At 36.5% G+C, this 24696-nt stretch carries 28 protein-coding genes; 15 read left to right on the forward strand and 13 right to left on the reverse strand.

What is annotated here, in order from left to right; translation table 11 throughout:
• Positions 1–28: 28 nt before the first annotated feature.
• The 6 genes from V7266_RS20955 to V7266_RS20980 all read right to left on the reverse strand — a co-directional run bounded on the left by V7266_RS20955 (position 29) and on the right by V7266_RS20980 (position 6293).
• Entirely contained in the window at positions 29–931 is a 903-nt protein-coding gene (locus tag V7266_RS20955; protein WP_335470578.1) for a PucR family transcriptional regulator, read from the reverse strand.
• Positions 932–1053: 122 nt separating this feature from the next.
• Positions 1054–1239 carry a hypothetical protein gene (locus V7266_RS20960; RefSeq protein WP_335470579.1) on the reverse strand — a complete coding sequence of 62 codons (186 nt, stop codon included), beginning with the start codon at positions 1237–1239 and terminating at the stop codon, positions 1054–1056.
• 181 nt (positions 1240–1420) lie between these two features.
• Entirely contained in the window at positions 1421–2470 is a 1050-nt protein-coding gene (locus tag V7266_RS20965) for a YheC/YheD family endospore coat-associated protein (protein ID WP_335470581.1), read from the reverse strand.
• Positions 2467–3831, reverse strand: a complete 1365-nt coding sequence (locus V7266_RS20970; protein ID WP_335470582.1) for a YheC/YheD family endospore coat-associated protein — start codon at positions 3829–3831, stop codon at positions 2467–2469. Before V7266_RS20970 ends, V7266_RS20965 begins: the two co-directional genes overlap by 4 nt.
• A complete protein-coding gene (locus V7266_RS20975) occupies positions 3809–4912 on the reverse strand; it encodes a YheC/YheD family endospore coat-associated protein (RefSeq protein ID WP_335470583.1) in 1104 nt (367 codons plus the stop codon). The genes V7266_RS20970 and V7266_RS20975 overlap by 23 nt, the downstream gene beginning before the upstream one ends.
• Before the next feature lies 1 nt (position 4913).
• Positions 4914–6293: a YheC/YheD family endospore coat-associated protein gene (locus tag V7266_RS20980; RefSeq protein WP_335470585.1), complete on the reverse strand. Its 1380-nt coding sequence runs from the start codon at positions 6291–6293 to the stop codon at positions 4914–4916.
• Between the two features lie 149 nt (positions 6294–6442).
• Between V7266_RS20980 and V7266_RS20985 the strand changes: the two genes are divergently transcribed.
• The 3 genes from V7266_RS20985 (at position 6443) to V7266_RS20995 (ending at position 8875) form a co-directional block, all read left to right on the forward strand.
• Positions 6443–6790 carry a YlbF family regulator gene (locus V7266_RS20985; RefSeq protein ID WP_335470586.1) on the forward strand — a complete coding sequence of 116 codons (348 nt, stop codon included), beginning with the start codon at positions 6443–6445 and terminating at the stop codon, positions 6788–6790.
• A 147-nt stretch (positions 6791–6937) separates the two neighbouring features.
• On the forward strand, positions 6938–7807 hold the full coding sequence (locus tag V7266_RS20990) for a Cof-type HAD-IIB family hydrolase (RefSeq protein ID WP_335470587.1): 870 nt from the start codon (positions 6938–6940) through the stop codon (positions 7805–7807).
• A gap of 276 nt (positions 7808–8083) precedes the next feature.
• Positions 8084–8875 (forward strand): enoyl-CoA hydratase, encoded by a 792-nt coding sequence (locus tag V7266_RS20995; RefSeq protein WP_335470588.1) that lies wholly within the window; start codon positions 8084–8086, stop codon positions 8873–8875.
• A gap of 31 nt (positions 8876–8906) precedes the next feature.
• Here the strand turns inward: V7266_RS20995 and V7266_RS21000 are convergent, their stop codons facing one another.
• A complete protein-coding gene (locus tag V7266_RS21000; RefSeq protein WP_335470589.1) occupies positions 8907–9092 on the reverse strand; it encodes a YhzD family protein in 186 nt (61 codons plus the stop codon).
• A gap of 165 nt (positions 9093–9257) precedes the next feature.
• Here V7266_RS21000 and V7266_RS21005 point away from each other — a divergent pair, with 165 nt between their 5' ends.
• The 6 genes from V7266_RS21005 (at position 9258) to V7266_RS21030 (ending at position 17152) form a co-directional block, all read left to right on the forward strand.
• The gene (locus V7266_RS21005; RefSeq protein ID WP_335470591.1) at positions 9258–10157 is read left to right on the forward strand and encodes an ABC transporter ATP-binding protein; all 900 of its coding nucleotides are present in this window, start codon (positions 9258–9260) and stop codon (positions 10155–10157) included.
• Positions 10150–11403: an ABC transporter permease gene (locus V7266_RS21010; RefSeq protein ID WP_335470592.1), complete on the forward strand. Its 1254-nt coding sequence runs from the start codon at positions 10150–10152 to the stop codon at positions 11401–11403. The genes V7266_RS21005 and V7266_RS21010 overlap by 8 nt, the downstream gene beginning before the upstream one ends.
• Positions 11404–11514: 111 nt before the next feature.
• Positions 11515–12735 (forward strand): metallophosphoesterase family protein, encoded by a 1221-nt coding sequence (locus V7266_RS21015; RefSeq protein ID WP_335470594.1) that lies wholly within the window; start codon positions 11515–11517, stop codon positions 12733–12735.
• 116 nt (positions 12736–12851) lie between these two features.
• The gene (locus V7266_RS21020) at positions 12852–15854 is read left to right on the forward strand and encodes an ATP-binding protein (protein ID WP_335470595.1); all 3003 of its coding nucleotides are present in this window, start codon (positions 12852–12854) and stop codon (positions 15852–15854) included.
• Positions 15855–15906: 52 nt separating this feature from the next.
• Positions 15907–16851, forward strand: coding sequence for a 3'-5' exoribonuclease YhaM (yhaM, locus tag V7266_RS21025; RefSeq protein WP_335470597.1), 945 nt, complete (start codon positions 15907–15909; stop codon positions 16849–16851).
• A gap of 115 nt (positions 16852–16966) precedes the next feature.
• Complete coding sequence (locus V7266_RS21030) at positions 16967–17152, forward strand: sporulation YhaL family protein (RefSeq protein ID WP_335470628.1); 186 nt, start codon at positions 16967–16969, stop codon at positions 17150–17152.
• Between the two features lie 114 nt (positions 17153–17266).
• Here the strand turns inward: V7266_RS21030 and V7266_RS21035 are convergent, their stop codons facing one another.
• A complete protein-coding gene (locus V7266_RS21035; protein WP_335470599.1) occupies positions 17267–18139 on the reverse strand; it encodes a peptidylprolyl isomerase in 873 nt (290 codons plus the stop codon).
• A gap of 220 nt (positions 18140–18359) precedes the next feature.
• Between V7266_RS21035 and V7266_RS21040 the strand changes: the two genes are divergently transcribed.
• The gene (locus V7266_RS21040; RefSeq protein ID WP_180960339.1) at positions 18360–18446 is read left to right on the forward strand and encodes a YjcZ family sporulation protein; all 87 of its coding nucleotides are present in this window, start codon (positions 18360–18362) and stop codon (positions 18444–18446) included.
• A 34-nt stretch (positions 18447–18480) separates the two neighbouring features.
• Complete coding sequence (locus V7266_RS21045; RefSeq protein WP_205178909.1) at positions 18481–18573, forward strand: YjcZ family sporulation protein; 93 nt, start codon at positions 18481–18483, stop codon at positions 18571–18573.
• 97 nt (positions 18574–18670) lie between these two features.
• Here V7266_RS21045 and V7266_RS21050 read toward each other — a convergent pair whose 3' ends face one another.
• Entirely contained in the window at positions 18671–18850 is a 180-nt protein-coding gene (locus V7266_RS21050; protein WP_335470601.1) for a hypothetical protein, read from the reverse strand.
• Positions 18851–19128: 278 nt separating this feature from the next.
• On the opposite strand from V7266_RS21050, the gene V7266_RS21055 reads away from it, so the two are divergent.
• Positions 19129–19467, forward strand: a complete 339-nt coding sequence (locus tag V7266_RS21055; protein ID WP_335470602.1) for a DUF1878 family protein — start codon at positions 19129–19131, stop codon at positions 19465–19467.
• A gap of 12 nt (positions 19468–19479) precedes the next feature.
• On the opposite strand, the gene V7266_RS21060 is transcribed toward V7266_RS21055, so the two are convergent.
• Together V7266_RS21060 and V7266_RS21065 are read right to left on the reverse strand one after the other, a co-directional pair.
• Complete coding sequence (locus V7266_RS21060; protein WP_335470604.1) at positions 19480–20055, reverse strand: HTH-type transcriptional regulator Hpr; 576 nt, start codon at positions 20053–20055, stop codon at positions 19480–19482.
• 169 nt (positions 20056–20224) lie between these two features.
• The gene (locus V7266_RS21065; RefSeq protein WP_335470605.1) at positions 20225–20587 is read right to left on the reverse strand and encodes a YtxH domain-containing protein; all 363 of its coding nucleotides are present in this window, start codon (positions 20585–20587) and stop codon (positions 20225–20227) included.
• Positions 20588–20758: 171 nt separating this feature from the next.
• On the opposite strand from V7266_RS21065, the gene V7266_RS21070 reads away from it, so the two are divergent.
• Positions 20759–20950 (forward strand): hypothetical protein, encoded by a 192-nt coding sequence (locus V7266_RS21070; protein ID WP_335470607.1) that lies wholly within the window; start codon positions 20759–20761, stop codon positions 20948–20950.
• Between the two features lie 53 nt (positions 20951–21003).
• Here V7266_RS21070 and V7266_RS21075 read toward each other — a convergent pair whose 3' ends face one another.
• Both V7266_RS21075 and V7266_RS21080 read right to left on the reverse strand, forming a co-directional pair.
• The gene (locus V7266_RS21075; RefSeq protein WP_335470609.1) at positions 21004–21531 is read right to left on the reverse strand and encodes a tryptophan transporter; all 528 of its coding nucleotides are present in this window, start codon (positions 21529–21531) and stop codon (positions 21004–21006) included.
• 153 nt (positions 21532–21684) lie between these two features.
• Positions 21685–22104: an HIT family protein gene (locus V7266_RS21080; protein ID WP_335470610.1), complete on the reverse strand. Its 420-nt coding sequence runs from the start codon at positions 22102–22104 to the stop codon at positions 21685–21687.
• Positions 22105–22744: 640 nt separating this feature from the next.
• Between V7266_RS21080 and V7266_RS21085 the strand changes: the two genes are divergently transcribed.
• Both V7266_RS21085 and V7266_RS21090 read left to right on the forward strand, forming a co-directional pair.
• Entirely contained in the window at positions 22745–23485 is a 741-nt protein-coding gene (locus V7266_RS21085; RefSeq protein ID WP_335470612.1) for an ABC transporter ATP-binding protein, read from the forward strand.
• Positions 23478–24689, forward strand: a complete 1212-nt coding sequence (locus V7266_RS21090; RefSeq protein ID WP_335470614.1) for an ABC transporter permease — start codon at positions 23478–23480, stop codon at positions 24687–24689. Before V7266_RS21085 ends, V7266_RS21090 begins: the two co-directional genes overlap by 8 nt.
• Positions 24690–24696: the final 7 nt, after the last annotated feature.

The following is a 24696-nucleotide window of genomic DNA, read 5'->3' on the forward strand; positions in this document are numbered from 1 at the left end:
ATATGAAAACGCTTTTTTGGGCATGTTGTCACTTTTTTTGTTCATATAGGAGGCAGGCTAAGAAGACGGTAAAAGCACCGTAAAAATCTTTAAGGCTAATACCTGTTTTTTCAACAAATTTATCAATTCGATACTGTAGTGTATTTCGATGAATATATAATTTTTTGGCTGTCATGCTGGCATTTAAATTATTTTCAAGAAAAACTCTAATGGTTGAGAACATTTCTTGATCTTCGTTAAATAACTCAATTATTTCTTGACTAACCTTTATTTTTAATTCAGGTGGCAAATAATAGGCTAAATAGGCAGGTACCACCCGTTCAAATGTAAAGATATTAGAAAGTCCTAATTGTGAAAGGGCGAATGTAAAATATTCTTTCTCTAGATGAAATTTTCCTGGCAGCTGCTCTGACAATACACTTGGCTTTCCAATGTAAAAAGAAACTTTTACATAAAAATCGCTTTCTAGTGTTTCTGACATTGAAAGGATTTCTTCATCTGAGAGTGACATTGTATTCCTGCCTTCAATCACAATCCCACGGCTTTCGCCTACCCAAATAATGATTACTTCTTCAGTAAAGAAACCCTTTAAAGCTGATTCTATTTCAGGTTGGCTTGCTTCCGATCCGTTAATATTAAACTGAATAATTCTTAGAGTATTTCCAGCTAAATGACTTGGCATAGGACCATTTAAAAAAAGAAAATCATGCCATGCTTTTACAGTCGGATGGAGGTTTGAACTTGGAAATTCCACTAAAGTATAGAGCGCTTTTAGAAGGGTTAATTCTCGCTCATTGAGTTCTGTTTTAGGAATCCCAATCCATTCATCCGCTGATTCACTGCAAAAGTATAGATAGCGTTCTGATGGATTTTCTGGCTTGTTGGGAAAAAAGATGGAATTTTGATAGAGCGGCAATAATTTTTTTATCATGGTTGCTTTCCCCATTTTTTTAAAAATTTTCAGGCTTTGGGCATTATTATACCAATAGTTCGAGAATGCATAAAATATAAATGGCTGTACCTGCTAAATTGTTAGGTACAGCCACTACACACTTATTCAATTTCTGCTGGTGGTTGCTCTTTTGGAAGATCATGCGCTTCCTCAATATTAACGGCATCCTTACGGGCGTGGACTGAACCGCCGGACAATCCTTCATTAATCATACGGTCTACATCTACATAAGCCTTCTCTCTGCCTTCATAGGCAGATTCAGTGTTGGTGATATTATCTTTACTCATGCCAGTCACCCTTTCCTTAGATAAAATGGACATCAAACATTTATTCCTCTTCGCTGAGGATATTCTCCTCCATGCAAGAAGAGATTATTTTCTTATTGTGTGTAAAAGCATGAGAAAACATCCTTCTTAAAAATGATTATAAGTATAACTCATCTTGTCATAAGGAGGATGGATATCTTTTTTAAATCTTAGAAGATTTTTCTATTAGTTGAAGAAATAGACGGCACAGGTTTTCGATTTTCTTTTCCTCAATATCGGCTTCATCAAAGCTCATCGGTTTTGAATTTACCTCGTAAATATAATATCGTCCTGTTTTACTTAACCCTGCGTCAATGGTAAACTCACCGAAGTAACCCAAGTGGCTGGACAGTGATTTGCCGATAGTAGAAATAATGGTTTGAATAAATTCATCATGCTCGTTTGATTGAACCAGCTGATAAGGAAGGAGCTTGCCTCCTAATGGGATATGAGTTGTAATTTCCTGCTCCTGGGAAAGTCGGATTCCAACTCCTGTTAGTGTATAACCATCCTGATTGCCGTGTGCTAAAATACGAAAATCAAAACGTTTTCCTTCATACTCCGCCGGGCGTATTTCCTCCTGGGCTAGATATTGTTTCTTAAATAATTCTTCGGCCCATTCCTCCCAAAAATGAGCAATGGATGGGTAGGTTTCTAGTCTATTAATGCCTTTAAGTTGAATGCCTGAAGGGCCATCCAGCCTTAAACGAACAATTCCTTTTCCCTTTGAGGACTGCGTGGGTTTTAAATAAATGCCCCCAAAATTCTTTAGAAAGTCTAATAATTCATGTTGTTTCTGAACAAGGATGGTTTCCGGTAAATAGTCTCGAAGGGTTCTATCTTTTTTTAATAATTGAAAAAGTTCGTATTTATCGATAAAACAAGGATTAAAAAAAGGTATGTTCTTTTCCTGCAAGTGCTTAAATAACCATTGGCTCTTTTCTTTCTTTTCTGAAGATCGAAATGGGATTCGATTATAGACAAGATCTGGATAGGGAAAGGATTCCTTTTTCCAGCGTCTTTCCTCAGGTGAATAGCAATAGCCGCTTATATGATCAGTTTCCACCTCTTCGGGTATAAAGACAAAGCTTATTCCATTTAGTGAAATAAGCTTCTTTTGTATTTCTATAAAGAGCGGACCGTTACCGGCTATGGTTCCATCTGATTTCCTTGCTGTTAAGATTCCAATCAATGGTATGCCGTTGTTTTTCATTTAAATAATTCCTCTGGGTGTATTAGAGACTGCTCTGTTAAAAAAACGGCAAAGGCAATCGATAATTTCCGGGTTAATAAATCAAATTCTTTTAATTCCGGATGACTAAAGATCGACCTTCCCGGTTTTGAATTTGCTTCAAACAGCCAAACATCCCCGTTTCGGTCAATTCCTAAATCAAAGCCAATTTCACCAATTATACCCTCAATATTTTTATCAAGTGCTTTACTTAGCAAGAGCGCAGCGTTACTTAGCTTTTCGCGATATACTTCTGCTTCATCCTTGGGGAAAATTTCCCCAATTGTTTTGATATCCCCGCCGCTCCGTGCGTGGGTGGTTACACTGCCCTGACCGGCAATTTTTCCGGCAATGGCTGTTACCTGCCATTCACCGTGTTCGTCCTTATTAGTATGGACGCGGAAATCAACCGTACGCTGATCCATTCTAAGCAGATGAATACCTTGCTGGACTAACATTCTATCTAATGATTGAACTGCAAACACTGATTGGAATAAACGTTCCAAGCTTGAGTATTTTCGAAGACGATTAACACCCTCTTCATCTTGATAGCGGCAATAATAATCATCCGTGTGTTTGTCATAAATGACTTGATGAACACCATGACCAAGGCTGCCATTCCTTGGTTTAATAAAAATATGGCCAAAGGTGGAAAGCATTGTTTCGATCGAGGAAAAAGACGTAAATGGATAAGTCTCAGGCAAGTAAGCTGTAACAGATGAGTCTTGGTGCAGTTTTTCATAAATATCAAGTTTATTAAAGAAACCTGGATTGTACCAAGGAATGAGATATTCCTTTTGTAGACGCTCTCTCACTTTAATTAATTTTGGATTTTCCTCACTCTTTCGGTTTGGCAGGCGGTCATAAATAACATTTGGAAAAGGGACTTCGATTGTTTGCCAAGAGTTATCCTGATAAAAGTAACCTTCTATCATTCCCTGATCCCATTGAATATGCTGCTCACCAAAAATAAAGGCAAGCGCACCGACAGAGCGATTGACAGAAAGAAGTTTTGCAAAAAATAAGGTGCGTTCACCAATAGGCTGTTCGGGGTATGATGTAAAACCGGCAGTAAATATGCCTACTAATGGACCAATATAGAGAATCTCATCCTCTAGAAAGGCGTGTAAAGGTACTTTTAAATTCGGAAACTGAATGGCCTCTTGGATTTTCCTGCTTATGACAATCCGGTCATTTTTATCTGGATGTGGGAAAAATTCAACCTCCATTGAGTTTGAGCCAAAAGCAATTCTTTTAATCTGTTTATGTTTTAGAAAATTAGAAGGACAAAAGACAACTAATTGATCATTTTGAGCAACTTCAATGAGATAATGTTTTCTCATAATAGACCTTCCTTTCCGTTTGCTCCATTTCTGAAAGGTACTTTCCGTAAAGAAGAGGTTTGGTATATAGGGACTCTTGTAATTCAGGTCTGGCAGATAAAAGCACCTTTCTCCCTGGTTTAGAGTTTATATCAAGAATCCAGATGGATCCGTCTTTGGCAATGCCGATATCAACACCAATTTCAAATAGTGGCATAAACGCACTCTCTAAGGCAGCAGGGAGGCAATTGAGTATATAATTAAGCTCCTGCCGTATATATTCAGCTTTAGCCGGCGGCAGGGAAACGAGCCAATCTTTAAAATTCATCACGGACCCTCCGGCAGCTAAGTTTGATAGAATTCCACCCGTCGTCCCAATCCGGATACCCCGCCCTTGTTCACCCCAAATTCCCAGCTCAGTCTTTTGTAAGAGAATCCTGATATCAAAGGGTTTGTATTCATTGTTTGATAATTCTAAATATGGCTGTAATAGATATTGGTGTTGTTTAAATAATAGTGTTAACCATTGTATAAGCTTTGCTTCGTTCGGAAAAATCCGTGAAATAATTCTTTTTTGTTTTTCTGTTTTAACATGGATTGTTTTTTCATTTCTCTTTAAATAGTAAATACCGTACCCCTGGGAACCATTGATCGGTTTTAAAATAATTTTTTTCTTTCGTTTAAGTTCCGTTATAACACTTTCGACATCTGATACGGCTTGTGTGAAGGGTAAATAGGAGGAAAGAGCAGTCGTTCTTAACGCTTGATATAATTCCAATTTATTAGGTAAGCCATAACCTAAGAAGGTAATATCATTTCTGTTTTTTAACCAGGTTACGATGGGCAGGCATTGTTTGGAATGTTTATCCTCTCCGTAAAAACAGCGGTCATAAATAATGGTTGGGACAGGTGCAAGACAGTCCAGCCAAGTGTTAGATTGTGAGTCAAACTTCCTCCCATTAACATGGAAATTATGGGGATTGATATTGGATGGGATGAACCGGAAAACCTCCATTTCCAATGACTCGGCTCGGTTGGCCAGCTCGTTTATATATTCATTTTCACTTTCCATATTTAATGTCATAATTCCAAATGTTAACAATTTATATATCCTCCTTTATTACAGCAGTCTCAAATGCAAGAATGGTACAGAACTGGATAATGGCCTTGGCAGAAGGTCTAATTTTTGATAAGTCATTCTCAAAGTTTTTGGATGGCTTCGAATTCACCTCGATTAACCATGGTTTTTCTTCTTGGTCAACCCCAATGTCAATCCCAAGTTCTCCAATAATGCTTGATGAATTTCGGCTAATAATGGAGGCAGTCTCAAGTGCCAATTCCTTCATTAGGGCTAGTACTTCTAAAGCATTTTTATTGTTCATACAGCTCCTTAATGCGGTTAATGGCCGTGTAAGGGTGCCGCCTCTTGCTAAATTAGAGACAAATTCCTGTTCTCCAGCAATCCTTGCGACAGTTGAGGTCACCCGCCAAATGTTATCCAGATTTTGATGACATAAAACTCGGAAATCCATTGAAGAGGTTTGGCACGTCATCAATGAAATACCTTGTTGAATAATATAAATTCGATTCTGGATAAGTGGCTTAATTCGTTGAAATAGTTCATCCAAGGTAAACGTTCCGCTTTTCTCAGCCGGGGCAGTTTTCATCGAGGTTTCAAGTGAGTAATGAGTCTCTAGGTCCCGACTAATCTTAATAATATTTCGGCCTTGACTTCCATGTATTGGCTTTAGAAAAAGGGTGTCATATAATTGTGCCATTTCATAAAAGTGATCTTTCGAAAAAAGCTTAGTTTTGGGAAGATAGGCCTCCAGACTCCTAATGCCTTTCAGGTGTTCATATACCTCCCATTTTGAAAGGAAACGGTCGTTAAAAAATGGAATTAAAAGTTGGTTCACTTTTTCCCGAAAATGTTTAAATTCTATTTTGTACTCCAGAGCTCTAGAATGAACGCGATTATAAATGACATCTGGTACAGGCAGTTGTGCAGCTGTCCATTTTCCATTTTCTAAGTAATATCCTTGACTTAAAAACTGGTCATAGGAAAAGACATAGAAGAATCCACCATTTTCACTAATTCCTTGCTGAAGTTCCTCACAAAATAAATGTATGGAGCGAAAGTAAGGTCCTTCGTTTTTAATCTCAATTGAATCTGTTAATAAAGCTACAATCGGACCAAGCTTTAACGTCTGAATTTCAGGGAGAACCGTTGCATGAAATTTATGTGGGCGAATGGGGAGGTAAAAAGATTTCAGTAAATCTTCGGAAAAGTAGACCGTATCTTCTGGTATATCCTTGGTTTTAACTAACGCTGGAATGGTTTTTCTGCCAATTGAAATATTTATCGTGCGATGCTTATTAAATTGAAGCTTCTTAACCAATTGGTCCGATATTTGGATAACATTTTGATCTTTTCCTGTCAATTTTATCGGTTCGGTTAGAATCGAGATTAATTGAAATGACATAATCACTCCTCATTTACTTGGATTTTGGGCATAAGTTGATATAAGTAATTTATGTAAATGCCTAAGAAATGGTGATTTGAACATTCTCGCATTTAATTGAATAGTTTGTTATAGTTGTGAAGATGTTTATACAAAAAGGAGTGGCTCAAATGGCAGTAAATTTATATGATTCCGCCTATGCTTTAGAGACAGCGATTCGTCAAAGTAATGAGTATATACAATTACAGCAGGCTTATAAGGAAGTAAATACAGATCCTCAAGCAAAACAAATGTTTGATCAGTTCCGTCAAATGCAAATGAATTTGCAGCAAAAACAAATGATGGGCCAGAATATCTCTGAACAAGAAGTCCAACAAGCACAATCCACTGTGGCCCTAGTTCAGCAGAATCAAAAAATAGCCCGGTTAATGGAAGCAGAGCAGCGAATGAGCATGGTGATTGGCGAGCTAAACAAAGTTATTATGAAACCATTGGAAGATTTATACGGTAATCTGTAAGATTAGTTGAAAGCCTTCGGTCTAAATCCGAAGGCTTTCTTTTTCCCTGTTCAAGGCGCTTCCGCTTTTCTTTTTTCTGTTCTATATACTAGTGAAAGGTCATAAAAGTGATATAAAGGCATTTCACCAAGAACAGGGGGCAACATAATGATTTATCGCTTGCTTGCGCTAAATATTGATGGCACTCTTCTACAATCAAACGGGAAAATTCATAAATCAACAAAGGAAGCAATTGAATATGTTCAGCAAAAAGGAATCTATGTGACATTAGTGACATCGCGGAGCTTCCCTTCTGCTAAGAAGGTGGCAAAAGCGTTAAAAATAACAGCACCACTTATTACCCACCAAGGGGCGTTTATTGCAAGTACTGCGGAAAAACCCGTTTATGTAAAAAGAATTAATGAGGACATTACGTATGATACGATCCGATTTCTAGAGGGATTACCTTGTCAAATTAGGCTAGTCCATGAGCAATTCTCATTAGCAAATAAATTAAAGCTTAATAATCAACTACTAGCCAAAACAGTGTTTACATCAGGAGACCCCGTTTTTTATTCCCAACAGTTTGTGCCTACCTTAAGTGACTATCTACACGACCAGCCGGTCACAACTCCTAAAATAGAAGTGTATTTTGAAGATGAACGGGACCTTAAGGATGCAATCCAGGCATTAAGAAAAATGTATACAGAGATTGACGTGATTCAATTGGATTCACTTAGACTTGATATTGTTCCAGCTGGTGTTTCCAAACTAACGGGATTATCGTATTTAGGCAATCAGCTAGGGATCAAGCAAAGTGAAATGGTCTATATTGGTGATGGTCTTGATGATATCCCGTTAATTGAGGCAGCGGGTCTAGGAGTTTCAATGTGGAATGCCAGCTTTGAGGTAAAAAAGGCATCCGATTGGGTAACGAGGTCAGAAAACGAACATGGTGTTGCCTATATGGTAAAAGAACACTTCCGCAAGCAGCAGCCAATTGAATTTTTAAGAAAAATGAAGATTATTAAAAATTAAATAAAAGGAGATATCATGGCAAATAGCTTTGATATCTCTTTTTTATGTCTTCTAAATCCCAATATCCACCTTATTGACCTCCTTTTCTTGATTTTGTACTCTTAAGAGAGTTTAGTTTTTAGATGAACTATTCTCAGAAAAAGGGTCTCCTGCTTAATTTAAGTAGTTTTTTTTTGCTCTAGCGAAAAATTCAATATATTTTGAAAGCTTGTTTTTATTCCACGGATTTCCATATATAATGAAAGTGAATGAATAAAAAAGGGGAGGAAATATCCCATGTCAATTAATTTTCAAACGGATAAGGTCAATTTGCGTGTGAATGGCCGTGTTGCCACCATTGAATTAAATAGGCCGGAGGCATTAAACGCCATGGATATGGACGTCATCAAAGGGCTGGTTTACAAGCTGAAGGAAATTAGTGATTCAGATGAAATTGATATTTTAGTATTAACAGGAAAAGGAAGAGCCTTTTCCGCCGGCGGAGATATTAAAACTATGCTGTCCAATATGAATGAAAGTGAATTCTTTCCTGTAATGGATTGTATTAGCGAATTAATTATTACCTTGTACAGCCTGCCAAAACTAACTATTAGTGCCATTTCTGGTGCAGCAGCTGGGTTAGGATTTAGTCTAGCACTGTCGACTGATTATATTATTGCAGACAAAACTAGTAAGTTGGCGATGAATTTTATTGGTATTGGCTTAATACCTGATGGCGGGGCACACTTCTTTTTGGAAAAAAGATTAGGAGAGACAATGGCTAAGCAGGTGATTTGGGACGGAAAAATGTTAAGTGCTGACGAAGCATTTAAAAGGGGATTAATCCAAGAAGTAGCTGAAAGCGACCTACAAGAAACGCTAGAGGAAAGGGTGCAAGATTGGCTGAGCCGGCCAGTTCAGGCGATGATTAAAACCAAAAAGATAATGGCTGAGAAGAATCGTCCACAATTACTTAAAGTGCTGGAATTAGAAAAATACGGCCAGCAAAAAATGCGTGAAACACTTGACCATCGTGAAGGAATCAGAGCATTTATCGAAAAAAGAAAGCCGAATTTTATAGGAAAATAAAACAACAAAGAAGCCTCTGGGCTTCTTTGTTTTAGGAATGAAATAGTAAAAGCTTGCCGCTGGGTGAGGTTAATCGGTGTGTCTTTTCTAGCAACTGCTTCACTTGCAATAGCTGCTCTCCCTGTTTCTTTGCTGCCTCATCATTTTCAGCTTGAAGGCTCTCATCTAATAATTTGTCTCCATTTGCCTCGAAGGCTGTTAATTTATACGTTTTCATCGATATTCCTCCATATTCATCAATGATTACTAGGTACCGGCATTTAAAAATGCAGCCATTTTCACTTTTATATTATTTTCACACAATTCTTAAAATTTTTCAAAAAAAATATTCTGAAACCAAATTATGGTATATTCGTATTAAAGAAAGAAAGGGGTGCGTAATTTGGTACTCAAACTTGAACATGTTACCAAGAAGTTTGGTCAATTTACAGCTGTTAATGATTTATCGATAACGATTCCGGAAAAAGAGATGTTTGGTTTCTTGGGGGCAAACGGAGCCGGAAAAACGACGACATTTCGAATGGTATTAGGACTGCTGGATAGTTCAGCCGGCAGTATTACTTGGGATGACCAGCCAATTGATTATTCCACCAGCCATCTGGTTGGCTATTTGCCTGAGGAAAGAGGCTTATATCCTAAATTAAAAGTACGTGATCAAATTGTCTATTTAGCTAGATTAAGAGGAATGCAAAAGGCTGAGGCATTAGTTGAATTAAAATCATGGTTAGAGCGTTTTAGGATCCCAGAGTATGAGAATAAGAAGGTTGAAGAGCTTTCGAAAGGGAACCAGCAGAAAATCCAATTTATTGCCGCGGTCGTCCATAAACCTAAATTATTAATCTTAGATGAGCCATTCAGCGGACTTGATCCTGTTAATGTGGAAATGCTAAAAGAAGCGGTGTTAACCTTGAAGGAAAATGGAGCAACGATTGTGTTTTCAAGTCATCGGATGGAGCATGTGGAGGAGATGTGTGAACATCTATGCATTTTACATAAAGGAAGCCCGGTCGTAAGTGGATCGTTGAAGGAAATCAAACGTGAATTTGGCAAAAAGAATTTAGTGATCCATGCCGATTTTTCTTTAGACTCATTGAAGAATTTCCTTGGGGTAGTTAAATCAAAAAAGACAATGGAGGGTATACACCTGCAAATTGAAGGGGAGGATATTGCGGGAAAAATCCTTAAAGAAATTGTTAATTATGGGTTTATTCGCAAGTTTGCCCTAGAAGAGCCCTCATTGAATGATATTTTTATTGAGAAAGTAGGTAATTCCTATGAATAGTTTCTGGATTATCTTATTTCATACCTATCTTAACAAGCTCAAAACGAAATCGTTTCTTGTTACGACGTTATTAACCATAGTCATTGTTTTAGCAATCACAAATATTAATAATATCATAGATTTATTTGATAAAAACGGCGGAAAGGATAAGGTGGCAGTAATCGACCGCACCGGCCAGCTTTACGAGCCATATAAGCAGCAAGTAAAAAAGGTTAATAAAGAGATTCAACTGACTTTTTTCAAGGGCAGTGAAGAACAAGCGGAAAAACTGGTCAATAAAGGCGAGTATGCAGGGGTTATTCAACTGGGTGTGAACGGCGAAAAGTTACCTGAAGCTACCTACAAAGCCATGAGTATCGCAGATTCAACCCTATATACTGATCTTCAAACAGGTTTGCAGCAGCTCAAGACGATGCTTGCGGCTTCACAAATTAACCTGGCGCCAGAGCAGCTCCAAAAGCTTTATGAACCCGTTTCATTCAAGAAATTTGCACTTGAGAAAAATGCCAAAACAGAGGAAGAATTAAACCAGGCAAGAGGTTTAGTTTATGTCTTGTTATTTGTTATTTATTTTGCCGTTATTATGTATGCCAATATGATTGCGATGGAGGTTGCAACCGAGAAATCTTCACGCGTTATGGAGATATTAATCTCAAGTGTATCACCAATTAAACAAATGTTTGCAAAAATAGTCGGAATTGGATTATTAAGCCTAACGCAATTAGCTGCTTTCTTGTTGGTGGGTTATTTTTCATTTACGAGAAATATGGAATCATTAAAGGATGGCTTTTTCGGTGTGTACGGGTTTGGAGGAATTCCTACTGGGACAATCGTCTACGCGGTCATTTTCTTTATTCTCGGCTATTTTCTTTACGCGACACTCGCCGCCTTTTTGGGATCGCTTGTCAGCCGGATTGAAGATGTACAGCAGATGATTACACCGATGACCTTATTAGTTGTGGCTGGATTTATGATTGCCATGTTCGGTCTTGGCAAGCCTGACGCTCCATTTATTACGGTAACATCTTATATTCCTTTCTTCACACCGATGATCATGTTTTTGCGTGTAGGTATGCTGACGATACCGGCCTGGGAGGCAATCATAGGAATAATCATCCTTATTGCAACCATTTCAATACTTGCTATATTTGGAGCCCGGGTATACCGCGGAGGTGTCTTAATGTATGGAAAATCTAACTCCTATAAAGACATTAAAAAGGCCTTACAATTAACAAAAAACGAATAAGAGTAAAAGAGTCTTACCACTTTTGGTAAGACTCTTTTATTTCAGAACATGCATTCGCATTTTTGGGATAAAGGTGCTACAATGGAGAAAAGATGGTGAAAGGAATATTTTATGAAAAAGATATCATTTATTCATGCAGCCGACCTTCATTTAGATAGTCCAATGGTTGGGCTAAAGCATTTGCCGGAAAATATCTTCACTAGAGTTAAAGATAGTACATTTGCTGCATTGAAAAAGCTGACAGCTACTGCGATTCAGCGGCAAGTGGATTTTGTCATAATTGCTGGAGATATATTTGATGGCGAGGATCGCAGTTTACGTGCCCAAGCGCGGTTTCGTAAGGAAATGTTAAAACTTAATCAAGAAAATATCCCTGTTTATATCGTACATGGTAATCATGACCATTTAAACGGTTCTTGGGTGCACCTTGACATGCCAGAAAATGTTCATGTTTTCGGCAGCAAGGTTGAAACAATGGAGCTTCAGACAAAAAGCAGTGAAATTGTTCATCTCTACGGTTTTAGTTATGGAACAAGACATGTTTTTGAGCGGAAAATCGATGAGTACCAAAAAAAAGATGGGGCTGATTATCATATCGGTATCCTCCATGGCAATGAAAGCTCCGGGACAGAACACGATAATTACGCTCCATTTACAGTAAAGGACCTTGTCCAGAAAAATTTTGATTATTGGGCACTGGGGCATATCCATAAACGTGCTGAATTGTCTTTGAACCCGCCCATTATTTATCCCGGGAATATTCAAGGTAGAAATAAAAAAGAGTCAGGAAGTAAAGGCTTTTATCACGTTACCTTTACAGACTCTGATGCAACAATGAACTATATTGAGGCTTCCGATATTATTTGGGAGGAACAAATCGTTGATGCTGACACAGCAGTTAGTTTCGACGATCTCTTTCATTTATGCCAATCAGCCATTAATGGATTTAGAAAGGAACATACTGGAACACTGCTAACCCTTTTGTTGAAAAATACGCAGCTTGCCGATGTTCGTGAACAAAAAAGCATTGATAATGAATTGCTTGAACTTCTATTAGAAGATGAGAGTGAAGAAGAAGCCTTTGTTTGGGTGACGGACTTGAAATTAACAGAAAAATTGCCTATCGATAAAGAAAAAATAAAAACAGAAGCCAATTTCTATGGAGAACTATTTGAGACCATTGATCAGTTTGACCAAATCGACCAAGCTTTAGCACTCCTTTTTGAGCATCCATTAGGGAGAAAATACTTACCACATTTAATAAAGGAAGAAAAGGATGAGTTGCTAGAGAAAGCAGAAAAATTATTAATTGAATTACTTTATCAGGCCTAAAATAAGGGCTCTGATAAATTGCGTTTTTGTTTTTATACACTGTTGATTGGAGCGGAAACTAACATCCGAAACTAACAACCGAATTAAAACAGAGCCAAAATTAAAGGAGGAGAGGCATGAAAATTCTTGAAATATACATATATGGGTACGGCCAATTAGAAAATGTAACAATAAAGTCTCTTTCAGATTTTCAAGTTTTCTATGGCGAGAATGAAGCAGGAAAGACAACCTTGATGGCCTTTATACATGGGGTTTTATTCGGTTTTCCTACTAAACAGTCAACCGAGCTGCGCTATGAACCAAAACATAGTACTAAGTACGGTGGTAAACTTAGAATTTTTCACGAAGAGCATGGGTACGCTGTGATTGAACGTGTCAAGGGGAAAGCTGCAGGAGATGTAAATGTCATAATGGATAGTGGAGCTGTCGGTGGTGAAGAGCTCTTAAAACAATTACTGGGAAACTTTGATAGAAGCTTGTTCCAATCCGTTTTCTCCTTTAACCTACAAGGGCTCCAGAACATCCATCAGATGAAGGGAGAAGAGATTGGCAAATTTTTATTTTCTGCCGGTACCTTGGGCACTGAGCAGCTATCTAAAGCGGAAAGCTTTTTGCAAAAAGAACTAGATGTTCGTTTTAAGCCATCAGGCAAGAAACCAATCCTCAACGAAAAATTGCAGGAACTTCATGAATTAAAAGGGCAATTAAAAAAGGCTGCAGCCAAAAATAACGAATACGAACAACTTAATCAAAAGAAGGAAAAGATACATCAAGAAATCCATCGAATCAATGGTATGCTTCTGGAAACCGGAGAAAAAATCAATAAAATAAAAGAATGGAAGAGAATTGAATCGGTTGTTAAGGAAAATATTTGGACAGAAAAAGAGTTAAACGAGTTAGGTGAAATCGACTTTCCAGTCCGTGGAGTGGAAAGAATCGAAAAATTAAATCAACTAATCCATCCCTATAAAGCAGAGATTACCAGTATCACTAATCGAGTAAAGGGTTTACAGGAGGAAATAGCCAGGATTAAACCTAATCCTGAGCTTCTTCAAAACGAGCCCTCCATTTTAACATTACTTGACCAAGTTCCAATCATGGAACAATTGAGAATGGAAAAACAGCAAACGGAACAGAAACTCTCAGAATATGAAGAGAAGCTTTTGATAACAAGAGAAAAACTTCATTTGCCATTATCTGAAGAAGAAATCCTCAATATTAATACAAATATCTACATGAAAAATCAAGTAGAAATGGTTACCCGTAAAAAGAAAAAGTTAGAAGAAGTAAAGGACGAATTAGAAAATCATTACCAAGAAGAAAAAATGGGACTGGATGAAATAGAAAAAGAGGTTCGTGCTGCTGAGGGTAAGATTCTACCGCAAAAAGAGAGATTATTCCTCGAAGAGCAAGTAAATCAGAAGAGTGATAAAAAGAGCCTTGAGTGGGAAATAAAATCGATACAAGAAAAGATAGAATTCTATCAACAAGAGCATGAGCGAAAACAAGCAGTAAAAAACAAGATAAAGAGCGATCGGAAGCTTCAGTTGCTACTCTTTGAATTTATTTTATTCGGTATATTTTTGTATGGGTTATTAACCAAGCAATGGTTCCTGCTAGCTGTTGGACTGGTTGGTTGTATTGGTATTGTGTTCTTTTTAGTAAAAGGAGCAAACCAGACTAAAGAGGACAACATCTGGCAACTGATTAATAGCTTAAAAGAAAAGGAAAAAACATTGCAAGAAAAGCTTCATACAACTGAGTATCTCAATATTAAATCATTCGAGAATCAATTAATCGCTGATAATCAAAAGCATCAGGAACTGCAATTTTTAAAACTGAAGCTAAAGCAGCAGCAATCCCAATATGAGAAGATCGTTTCTAAATTTGAAGACTGGGAATTGGCAGCAGAGCAAAATAAAGAAAAGCTTCTCTCCATAAGTAAAGAATTAAATATCCCTGAATATATTGCAAACAGCTTCCTAGCAGAGGCTTTCGAGTTTATTGAACAATATAAATCCATAAGTCGAGAGAAAAGTCAGTTTGTACTTAGGATAAAAGAAATTAATCAACAACATTCCTTAGTAGAGGAAGGTCTAAGAACATTTGAAGCCCGCTTTTTACAAGAAAAAGGCCTTGAATTACATAATTCTGCCTATTTATTACGAAACAAACTCAAGGAAGAACATGAGAAACTAATCATGAGCAAAGAGAGAGCCCTAAAGCTAGAAGAACTTAAAGCAGATTTGAATCAGAAAGTGCAGGAACTAGAACTTTTACAAACCGAACATACGAAACTCTTACTGGGTGCCAGAGTAGATTCGGAACAGCAATTCTATAAATTGGGTGAAATGGCAAAAAAGAAGGAAGAACTGCTAGAAAAACACCGTCAACTGCAAAACCAGTTACAATATTCTTTACTCTCAAATGAGGATAAAGAAGGCTTTTTATCCGTTCCTGACAGTGCGGAATTAATAAAGCAATGGGAACTCGAAGTAACACATTTACAAGAAAAGTTGAAAAAAGACCAAGACCAAATGGCTGCCATTAATTTTGAAATTCAAGTTCTCGAGGAGGGGGGAATATACTCTGATATTCTCCATCAATTTAAACAAAAGAACTATGAATTGACAGAAGCAGCTAAAGAATGGTCTGTCTATCGTTTGGCACAAGAGGTATTGATGGAAACCATTGATAAATATAAAAACGTGCATTTGCCAAGGATGCTCTCTAAGGCAGAGGAGTATCTGTATTTTTTAACAGATGGAATTTACAATCGAATCCATTTGCAGAAGTCAGGGACAGGTTTCCTAGTTGAACGGAATGATCACACTGTCTTTGAAGCCAATGAACTAAGTCAGGCGACAACTGAGCAGTTATATGTCTCCATTCGTTTGGCCTTGGCTACGACTCTGTATGAAAAGTATCAGTTTCCGATTATAATCGATGATAGCTTTGTTAATTTTGATGCGAAGAGAACGCAAAAAGTAATAGAACTTCTTAGTAGCTTCAAACAAAATCAGATTCTATTTTTCACCTGTCATCACCATTTACTATCAAATTTCGAAAAGGAAAATGTGCTTTGTTTGGAAAAAGGTACTGTTCAGATTACTTCATAGAGTACTAGCTGGATATGGTATACTCTAATTATCGGAAGGGAGAGTGAAGAGATTGAGCAAGGGTGTTTTACAGTATGATGTTGGGGAACAGGTTGAACTATACCTTCTTATAAAAAGTTCGACAAAAGGGATTGCCAGTAATGGTAAACCATTTTTGACATTAATTCTGCAAGACCAAAGCGGGGAAATAGAGGCAAAACTCTGGGATGCTATGGCTGAAGATGAAAAGAACTATGCTGCACAGACAATTGTAAAAATATTAGGGGATGTCCAAAACTACCGTGGTAAAAGTCAGTTGAAAATTCGCCAAATCCGAAAAACAGGGCCTTCTGATGGTGTAAGACTTGATGATTTTCTTGAGACTGCACCTATTGGTCAGGAAGAAATGATGAGCAAGTTAACTCAATATATATTTGAAATGAAAAATCCGAATATCCAGAGGATCACCCGTCATTTAATAAAAAAGCATCAAAAAGCTTTCTTAGAATATCCTGCGGCAACGAAAAATCATCATGAGTTCGTTTCAGGGCTTGCTTATCACGTTGTTAGTATGCTGGACTTAGCCAAAGCAATTGCAACTTTATATCCAAGTTTAGATAAAGATTTACTTTATGCCGGAGTTATTTTGCATGACATGGGAAAGGTTATGGAGCTATCAGGTCCAATTTCTACAGTTTATACAATTGAAGGAAATTTACTTGGTCACATTACCATAATGATTACCGAAATAGGAAAGGCAGCCGAGGAACTAGGTATTTCAGGGGAAGAAGTCTTAATTCTCCAGCACATGGTTTTAAGTCATCATGGTAAAGCAGAGTGGGGTAGTCCGAAACCTCCATTAATTAAGGAAGCCGAAATTCTTCATTATATAGATAATCTTGATGCAAAAATGAACATGCTCGATCGGGCCTTAGAAAGAGTCAAGCCAGGGGAGTATACTGACCGGCTATTTGCTTTAGATAACCGAGCGTTTTATAAGCCAGTGTTCCATAAATAACCCAATTCGGGTTATTTTTTTTTGAACAAACGAATATTTTATGTTTCGACGAAATATGTTGTAGTAAAGGAAATCGAGTGTGGACAAACATTAGCGAAGGGAGCAGGGGACATTGATGATACCTATTTGGATTTATGCAGTAGTCGCAGGAATAGTCATTAGTGCCTTAATGGCGATTAAAACGGGACGGGAAGAACGGCAAGTTGAAATGGAAAGTATCGAGCGTGAAGGGGAAATTTATTTAAAACGACTGGAGCATGAGAAGGAAAAGCGAGAGGAATTGAAAGCAACAGGCGAATAAGAGACGCGGCAGTGGCACAGTTAAAAAACCAAAATAAAATGTAAAAAAGCGGAAACCTCCTAATCGGAGATTCCGCTTTTCTGTGTTAAAAGTTCAACATATCATACTTGGTTATTATTGCGCTGAAGTCTTAGTAGCATTTAGAGCATCTTTTAAGTCTTTGTCATTTACTTTGACGTCTGCTGCTTTAAGTTCGTTCTGCATGGCTTTATTAATATCATCGCTTGTTAATTTAGATGATTTAACTTGATATTCAATATCTTTCTTCATATCATTATATGACTTTTTCTCTTTTTTCTCAGTAACCTGAATGATATGATACCCAAATTGTGTTTTAACTGGTGCACTAATTTCATTTACTTTAAGAGCATATGCAGCTTTTATGAAATCAGCATCGTATTGGTCTTTATTTGTATTGTTGATGGTGCCTAAATCACCGCCGTTTGCAGCAGAAGCCGTATCGGTTGAAGATTTTTTGGCAACATCCTCAAATTTTGCGCCGCCATCAAGCTGTTTTTTTATGTCGAGCGCTGTTTTTTCATCCTTAACAAGGATGTGGCGAACCTTTATATCAGGCTGATAAGATGCATAATAATCCTTTAATTCTTTATCTGTTACCTTAACATTTTTCATTGCTGCTTTTTCTTGTAACATTCCAAGTTTCATGGTTTTTTTCAGATCTGCCTCATCTTTATAACCATATTGGGCAAGAGTAGCATCAAAATTTGTACCCAGCTGTTCTTTTAAATCGCTCACTTTTGCATTTAACTCTGCATCCGTTACTTTGTACTTTTTAGATAGCACCTTTTCATATACAAGTTGTTGAAGGGCTTGCTGACCGTATCTGTCCTTCATAGTATTGTATAGTTCCTCTTGAGTAACATCTCCTGCTTTACTTTCTGCCACTTTTTCAGAACTCGTTTGATTACATGCACCTAAAGCAAGTACACTTCCAGCCAATGTTAGAGCTAATATCCATTTTTTCATGCTGAAATCTCTCCTAAATAGTTAAATTCTGTGAAAAGGTTTGTCCACAATGATTACTATAACATAAATGGGTACTGCTGCAAAAATAAAAGTAAGCGTTTAGCGAAATTTCAAATAAAATATACAACTTGGACTTTTCCATAAAAATAAGCTAAGTGCCTAAACGAAATTAAACCCTAATGAATAGTATATCTTAGCAAATGAAAAAGGAGGTTTTATGATGAGTGGAGGTTATGGAGCAGGATTTGCTCTAATTGTAGTCCTTTTCATCCTATTGATTATTGTTGGGGCTTCTTGGGTTTATTAATTAAAACAAAATGACGTTGATGGGAGGTTAAATTATGTCTGGTGGAGCAGGTTACGGTGGAGGATTTGCATTAATTGTAGTCCTTTTCATCTTATTGATTATCATTGGAGCATCTTGGATTTACTAAGAAAGAAGAATAAACCAAAAAGCGATGAGAATCACCTCATCGCTTCGCTTTTTTCTCTAAATCTTTATTTTTACATATCCCTAAAGTTCATTATGGTTTATGTATATAGAATTTCCAAGTAGGAAGAAATCAATAAAATGGTAATGAGCACATTAATCGTACGGAATACTTTGTGTTGGTTCTCTTCCGGTATATCCTTTTGTATACACAGGGAGTTGGTCATTTTATTTACATAGAATAAAATAAATATAGCGAAGACAATAAAAATGGAGATCATCGATGATTCCCTCCTAGATGGTTTACTTATATTTTTTTAGCAATTGATGTTTTTAGTTTAACTGTGTTATACCTTAAACTATGCTGGCGCTTTTCTATATACAATATCAAAAAAAATAAAAAAAAGATAGTAAAAAAGAATGGAAGTTTTATAATTTCATGGAGTCTAAATATTTGCAATTTTTTTTGTGTATTATACGATAAAAAAGGTTTACCCATCTCTTTAAAAGGTGAATAATGAACATAGGTAAATTAAGGTATAGAAAAGAGGCGTTTAGTATGTATGAACAGGATTTTCTTTTGCAAAAGATCCATCTTCTTGAATTTCATCAGAGGTTAATAATAAAGTTGCTGAACCATCCCCATTATGATTTTTATCGGTTAATTATAGAAAACGGTATTTCTGAGCAGGAGGTCAATGATTTTTACTATTTGTGTGACAAGTTGAGCATGAAACTGGCAAAACAAAAAGCGGAAGGCTTCGTTCATTTCCATCCGCTTCTTAATCAATTATCCACTGCGTTACCAGCTAATTTAAAAATTGAAGAGGTCGTGAAGGCTTGCTTACGGCAACAATTGTACAAACCCCTTTTTGAGGAGATACAAAAATCCCTATAATATACAGTTTGTTTAAACTAATTCTTGTTCCGTTTTCTTTGCCTTTTTTAATGTGCCATTTTCTTCAACAAACTCACTTTCAATATTATGGAAAGATCGTTCGAAAATTTCCATGAAATCTTCGCCATAAATATTGCGTACAATGGCCATCATTTCGATAATATCCGGAAACTTGCCATATAAGTCTCGAAGCGGTAAGGCGCCAGAGAAAGCAGCATTCCCCTTTGGCTGATAAGTTTCCATTGATTGAAGCAGAATCTCTTCACCTTTTTCAGTCAGTTGAATATAGGTATTCCGCTTGTCATTTTCTTTTTTTGAAAAATTCAGCAATCCTCGTTCTTCTAACTTCTTTGAAAAATTAAAAGCTGTTGAGACATGCATGACTCCAAATTTTGCAACGTCAGAGATGGAAGCTCCATTCAAATGATATGCGATCCAGAGAATATGGTGTTCATTAATATTTAAATCATAGGGTTTAATCCATTGCTGCCAATCTTTTTCGATTGATTTCCATAGCGCTTTACTTAACTGTGTTATTCGCTGACTAAAAATCATCGCTTCCTTTAACGAATATTGTTTCTCAGTCATCCCCATTTTCACCTACTTTTAATTTCTCTATTTTCATTATGCCAATAAAATAAAAATTAATAAAGTATAAATTCACAAAATTTTTAGAAATCACACAATTTTTATCTTGTTTTTTATGTTTTGATGTAATATCTCCTAAAATGACAGCTTAAATAGATTCTAATTTAGACTATTTATTATAATCTGAAATTTCTTCCTCTAATTCTTGTATCGTTGTTTTCATTTCAATTATTTCTTTTTGTATTTTCAGCTGCTGAGGTTGTACGTCTTTCTCCCACTGTCCAAGGACAATCTTAACCTCTGTTAATAAGGTTGATATTTGTGCTCTGCCTTCCTTTGTAGCATTGAGAGCAGAGCTTTTTAATTCCAATAAGTTCTCTTTTAGGACTTCTAACTGATTTAATAAAATTTGTGTATTTTTCTTAATTTTACCCCTGGTTACTTTGCCTGAGTTCGGTGCGGTTAGTAAAATACTAATTCCAGCTGTGACTCCACCGGTGATAAATCCGTATAGAAATGGTTTAACTTTCATTTTTCTTACTTCCTCCAAATAGGCATCATTCAAAAAATTGAAGTGAGTATTGATATTAGAACTCCCTCTAACGATTTCCCGTTCACTCATCAGTTCATAGGAATGGACAATAAATCATATAAATAGTTACAGCTATTTTTCGATATGATTCTAAGTAGGGGGAATAAAGGGATGAAAACTGCAGCATTGGCTTTTTTTATTTTAAGTGCGATCCTGCTCTTTACCACACTTAAATATTTAGTTGAATTAAAAAGACCAGGTGTATATCCACCTAAACAAGTATTAAAGAAGAGGGCTGCCGGATTAGCCGGATTAGCCAGTATTTTTCTGTTAGTTGCGGTAATGCTCTCGTATTTATCATAAAGGTATTTAAGAAAAGAACCCCATGGGGTTCTTTTCTTAAAAGATTCCGTGAATTATTTCTGAATCACGGAAGCCGATGTTAATTTAGTTCTCTTAACAATAGATTGAGCTACTGGATACAAAATAACCATAACGACCGTATTTAGTACAGTTGCAGGTAATACAGCTGCTACAAATAACGCTGTAAAAGGGGCTGGTAAGCCTGCGATAAAGAAGGCAGCACCTAAAAATACACTTCCTGATACCAATGTTCCGATGGCAGTTAAGACTCCCACACTAATAATTGATTTTCGATATTTGTTTAAGGCTAAAAATAAACCGAAAAAGACTAATGCAGTGATTGGCTTATCAATGATATTCGGAATTGTACCACCAGGAAAACTAGTTGTGATGCCAGATAATATACCAGTTACAATTGCGAGCAGCATGACACTTTTAATTTCCGGAATAAGAATAATTCCTAAAAACATCATTGCCAGCATCATATCAGGCTTAATACTTAGGAACGCTGGCATAACTGTATGCAAGACGACCCCCATCCCCGCTAAAAGTGCTAAAACAACAAGATTTTTTGTATTCATTTCTCATCTCTCCTCTGCTATCCTAAGCTATTTGTTTCTCCTGCAGTGCACTCATTGCCTGCAGCGAAAAACTTACTCTCATTATACCATATTACGATAATATTTTTAAAGAAATAATTTTCTGAAAACTCGGGTTTTCGGCTTTTAAATAAGCTAGAGTTGTTTTTGAATCTTTGCGGCCATGTCCTGTAATATTTGTGGGGTATAATCATTTTGATTATTCTTCCAAACCGCACCGAAACCATCACCTTTTCCATAGCGCGGAATCAAATGTAAATGGAAGTGAAAAACGGATTGTCCCGCATGCTCACCATTATTATTAATGGAGTTTAACCCGATAGGATTAAATTCTCTCTTTAACGCATTTGCGATAGCAGGGACTACTTCATATAAATTTCTGGCAATTTCAGGTGTCAACTCATATAAGTTCTCTTTATGTATTTTAGGTATTACGAGGGTATGCCCTTTTGTTACTTGACTAATATCTAAAAAGGCTAAAACATGTTCATTTTCAAAAACTTTGGCAGACGGAATTTCTCCATTGACAATTTTACAAAAAATACAATCATTCATATCATACAGCCCCTTTTAAAATGTTTGTATTATTTTACCATGATTAAGCTAAAAAGAAAAAGGCAGGATCCGCGTGGAATCCTGCCTTCCCGAAGGGGAATGCTTCAAAACTGCGTTCATTCAGGAATGTTCTTTGATAAACACCTCATTTTTCGTAGAGTGTTTTTTTATAAAGATACATCATTGTTCAAGCTGACCATCCCCTATTTGTTTTTATTGGTTACCTAACCTTTAAAAACGGGTTGTGATCTGCGGTAAACACCTCATTTGACGTTTATTTTTTTAAGATAAACAGTGGTGTTACTTGAACTCTAAATGGTTACCATGCACATTGTACAATACAACCATCCCCTTATTTGAAACGAATAGAAGCTCACTTGTTTGAAAGGAAATTGTCTTTAGCAGACACCTCATCTCAAATTTTGATGAATCACTTCATCGGAGTAAGTTATTTCCCCTTCGAATATTATGATGTCCGTTTGCAAAAGTTTTATTCAAAAAAGAAAAGAAAATTTGATTTTCTATTTTTTACTGGTGTTATTTGTTAAAATTAATATAGAGATTCATGTTTGGTGGCGTTTTGGGTTATATAGAGACTACTTACTCATCGCGATATACTTGAAACGGAAGGACGTTTTAAATGGATTTATTAACTATTGATCATCTAATCGGTGGATATACAAGAAATCCGGTTTTAAAAGATGTTACCTTTAATGTAAAAGAAAAAGAAATTGTTGGTCTAATTGGGTTAAATGGGGCAGGGAAAAGTACAACCATTAAACATATAATTGGTCTAATGGAGCCCCATAAAGGAACCATTAAAATTAATGGTCAAAGCTTTATAGAAAATAAAGAAGCTTATCGCCGTTTATTTACATTTGTACCAGAGACACCTATTTTATATGAAGAACTGACATTAGATGAGCATTTGAGGTTAACTGCAATGGCATATGGGTTAGATGAATCTACCTATAAAGAGAGGATTACTCCATTACTTTCAGAATTTCGGATGGAAAAACGTTTGAAGTGGTTTCCAGCACATTTTTCAAAGGGAATGAAACAAAAGGTCATGATTATGTGTGCCTTTCTAGTTCAGCCATCCCTATACATCGTGGACGAACCATTTGTTGGACTCGATCCCCTTGGGATTCAATCACTTCTTGATTTAATGAAGAAGATGAAAGAAAATGGTGCAGGAATTTTAATGTCGACTCATATTCTGGCAACAGCTGAAAAGTATTGTGACCGTTTTGTCATCTTACATGAAGGGAAAATTCGTGCCAAAGGAACACTTTCTGAATTAAGGGAACAATTTTCGATGCCAACAGCTTCTTTAGATGATTTGTATATTCAATTAACAAAGGAAGAAAATTATGTTTGATGAAAATAAACTCTGGAGGGACCGTGCCGGCGGTCGAATGAAGGATTTAGGAAGATATTTGCGTTATATTTTTAACGGTCATCTAGTGATTGTCTTATTATTTTTAATTGGAACCGCCGCATTTTATTATCAAGAATGGATTAAAACTCTTTCCACGAATTTCCCGGCTGCGCTGGTAATAGCGGTTCTTATTAGTATTTTCGTTACATACAGCCCGGTTTATAATTTTTTACTTGAGGCAGACAAGGTATTTTTACTTCCTTTAGAGGAGAAATTAAAAGGATATTTCCTCCGTTCAGGGATTAGCAGTATAGTGTTTCAAGGGTATATCCTTTTACTTGTTTCAGCTGTCTTAATGCCGATCTATGCGAAGGTTAGTGGAAATGGATTCGGCTTGTTTATCCCGTTTTTTCTCGTTTTACTTTTAATAAAGGCTTGGAATTTAGCTGCAACTTGGAAAATTCAATTTTATGTGGAAACATCTGTCCACCGCTGGGATTTTCTAGTTCGTTATTTGATAAATGCCGTGTTTACTTATCTCATGTTTAAGCAGGCAAATCTTTTTATCCTGATTATAATCGGATTCATTATGGTCCTTTATTATTACTCCTTTCACGTTAGAACGACAAAAATGGGGTTAAAATGGGATCAGTTAATTGCGTCAGAAGAAAAGAGGATGTCTTCTTTTTATCGACTGGCCAATTTATTTACGGATGTACCAAAATTAAAAGAAACGGTTAAACGAAGGAAATATCTTGACTTCTTGATCAGTAAAATACCATTTTCACAAGAAAAAACCTACCTTTATTTGTTTACCAGGACTTTTTTACGTTCATCTGACTATCTGGGTTTGTTTGTCCGGCTGACTGTTATTGGTGTTCTTGCCATTTATTTTATCTCATCCGGAATCGGACAACTCTTGCTGACAGTTTTATTTTTATATTTAACGGGGTTTCAATTGCTGCCATTATGGAATCACCATCAAAATAAGCTTTGGGTGGATTTATATCCGGTTTCACAGAGGGAGAAAACAGCCTCATTCCATTTCCTTTTAATGTTAGTATTAGTGGTTCAATCCTTTATTTTTTCTTTATTCATTTTACTTAAGGCTGAATGGTTCTATTCACTGCTTGTTTTAGGTGCAGGGCTGGTGTTCAGTTATATCTTTGTTTACTTTTACAGTAAAAGCCGTTTAAAAAAATAACCTATGT

It is taken from the genome of Neobacillus drentensis (assembly GCF_036965645.1).
Lineage (GTDB): Bacteria > Bacillota > Bacilli > Bacillales > Cytobacillaceae > Neobacillus > Neobacillus drentensis_D.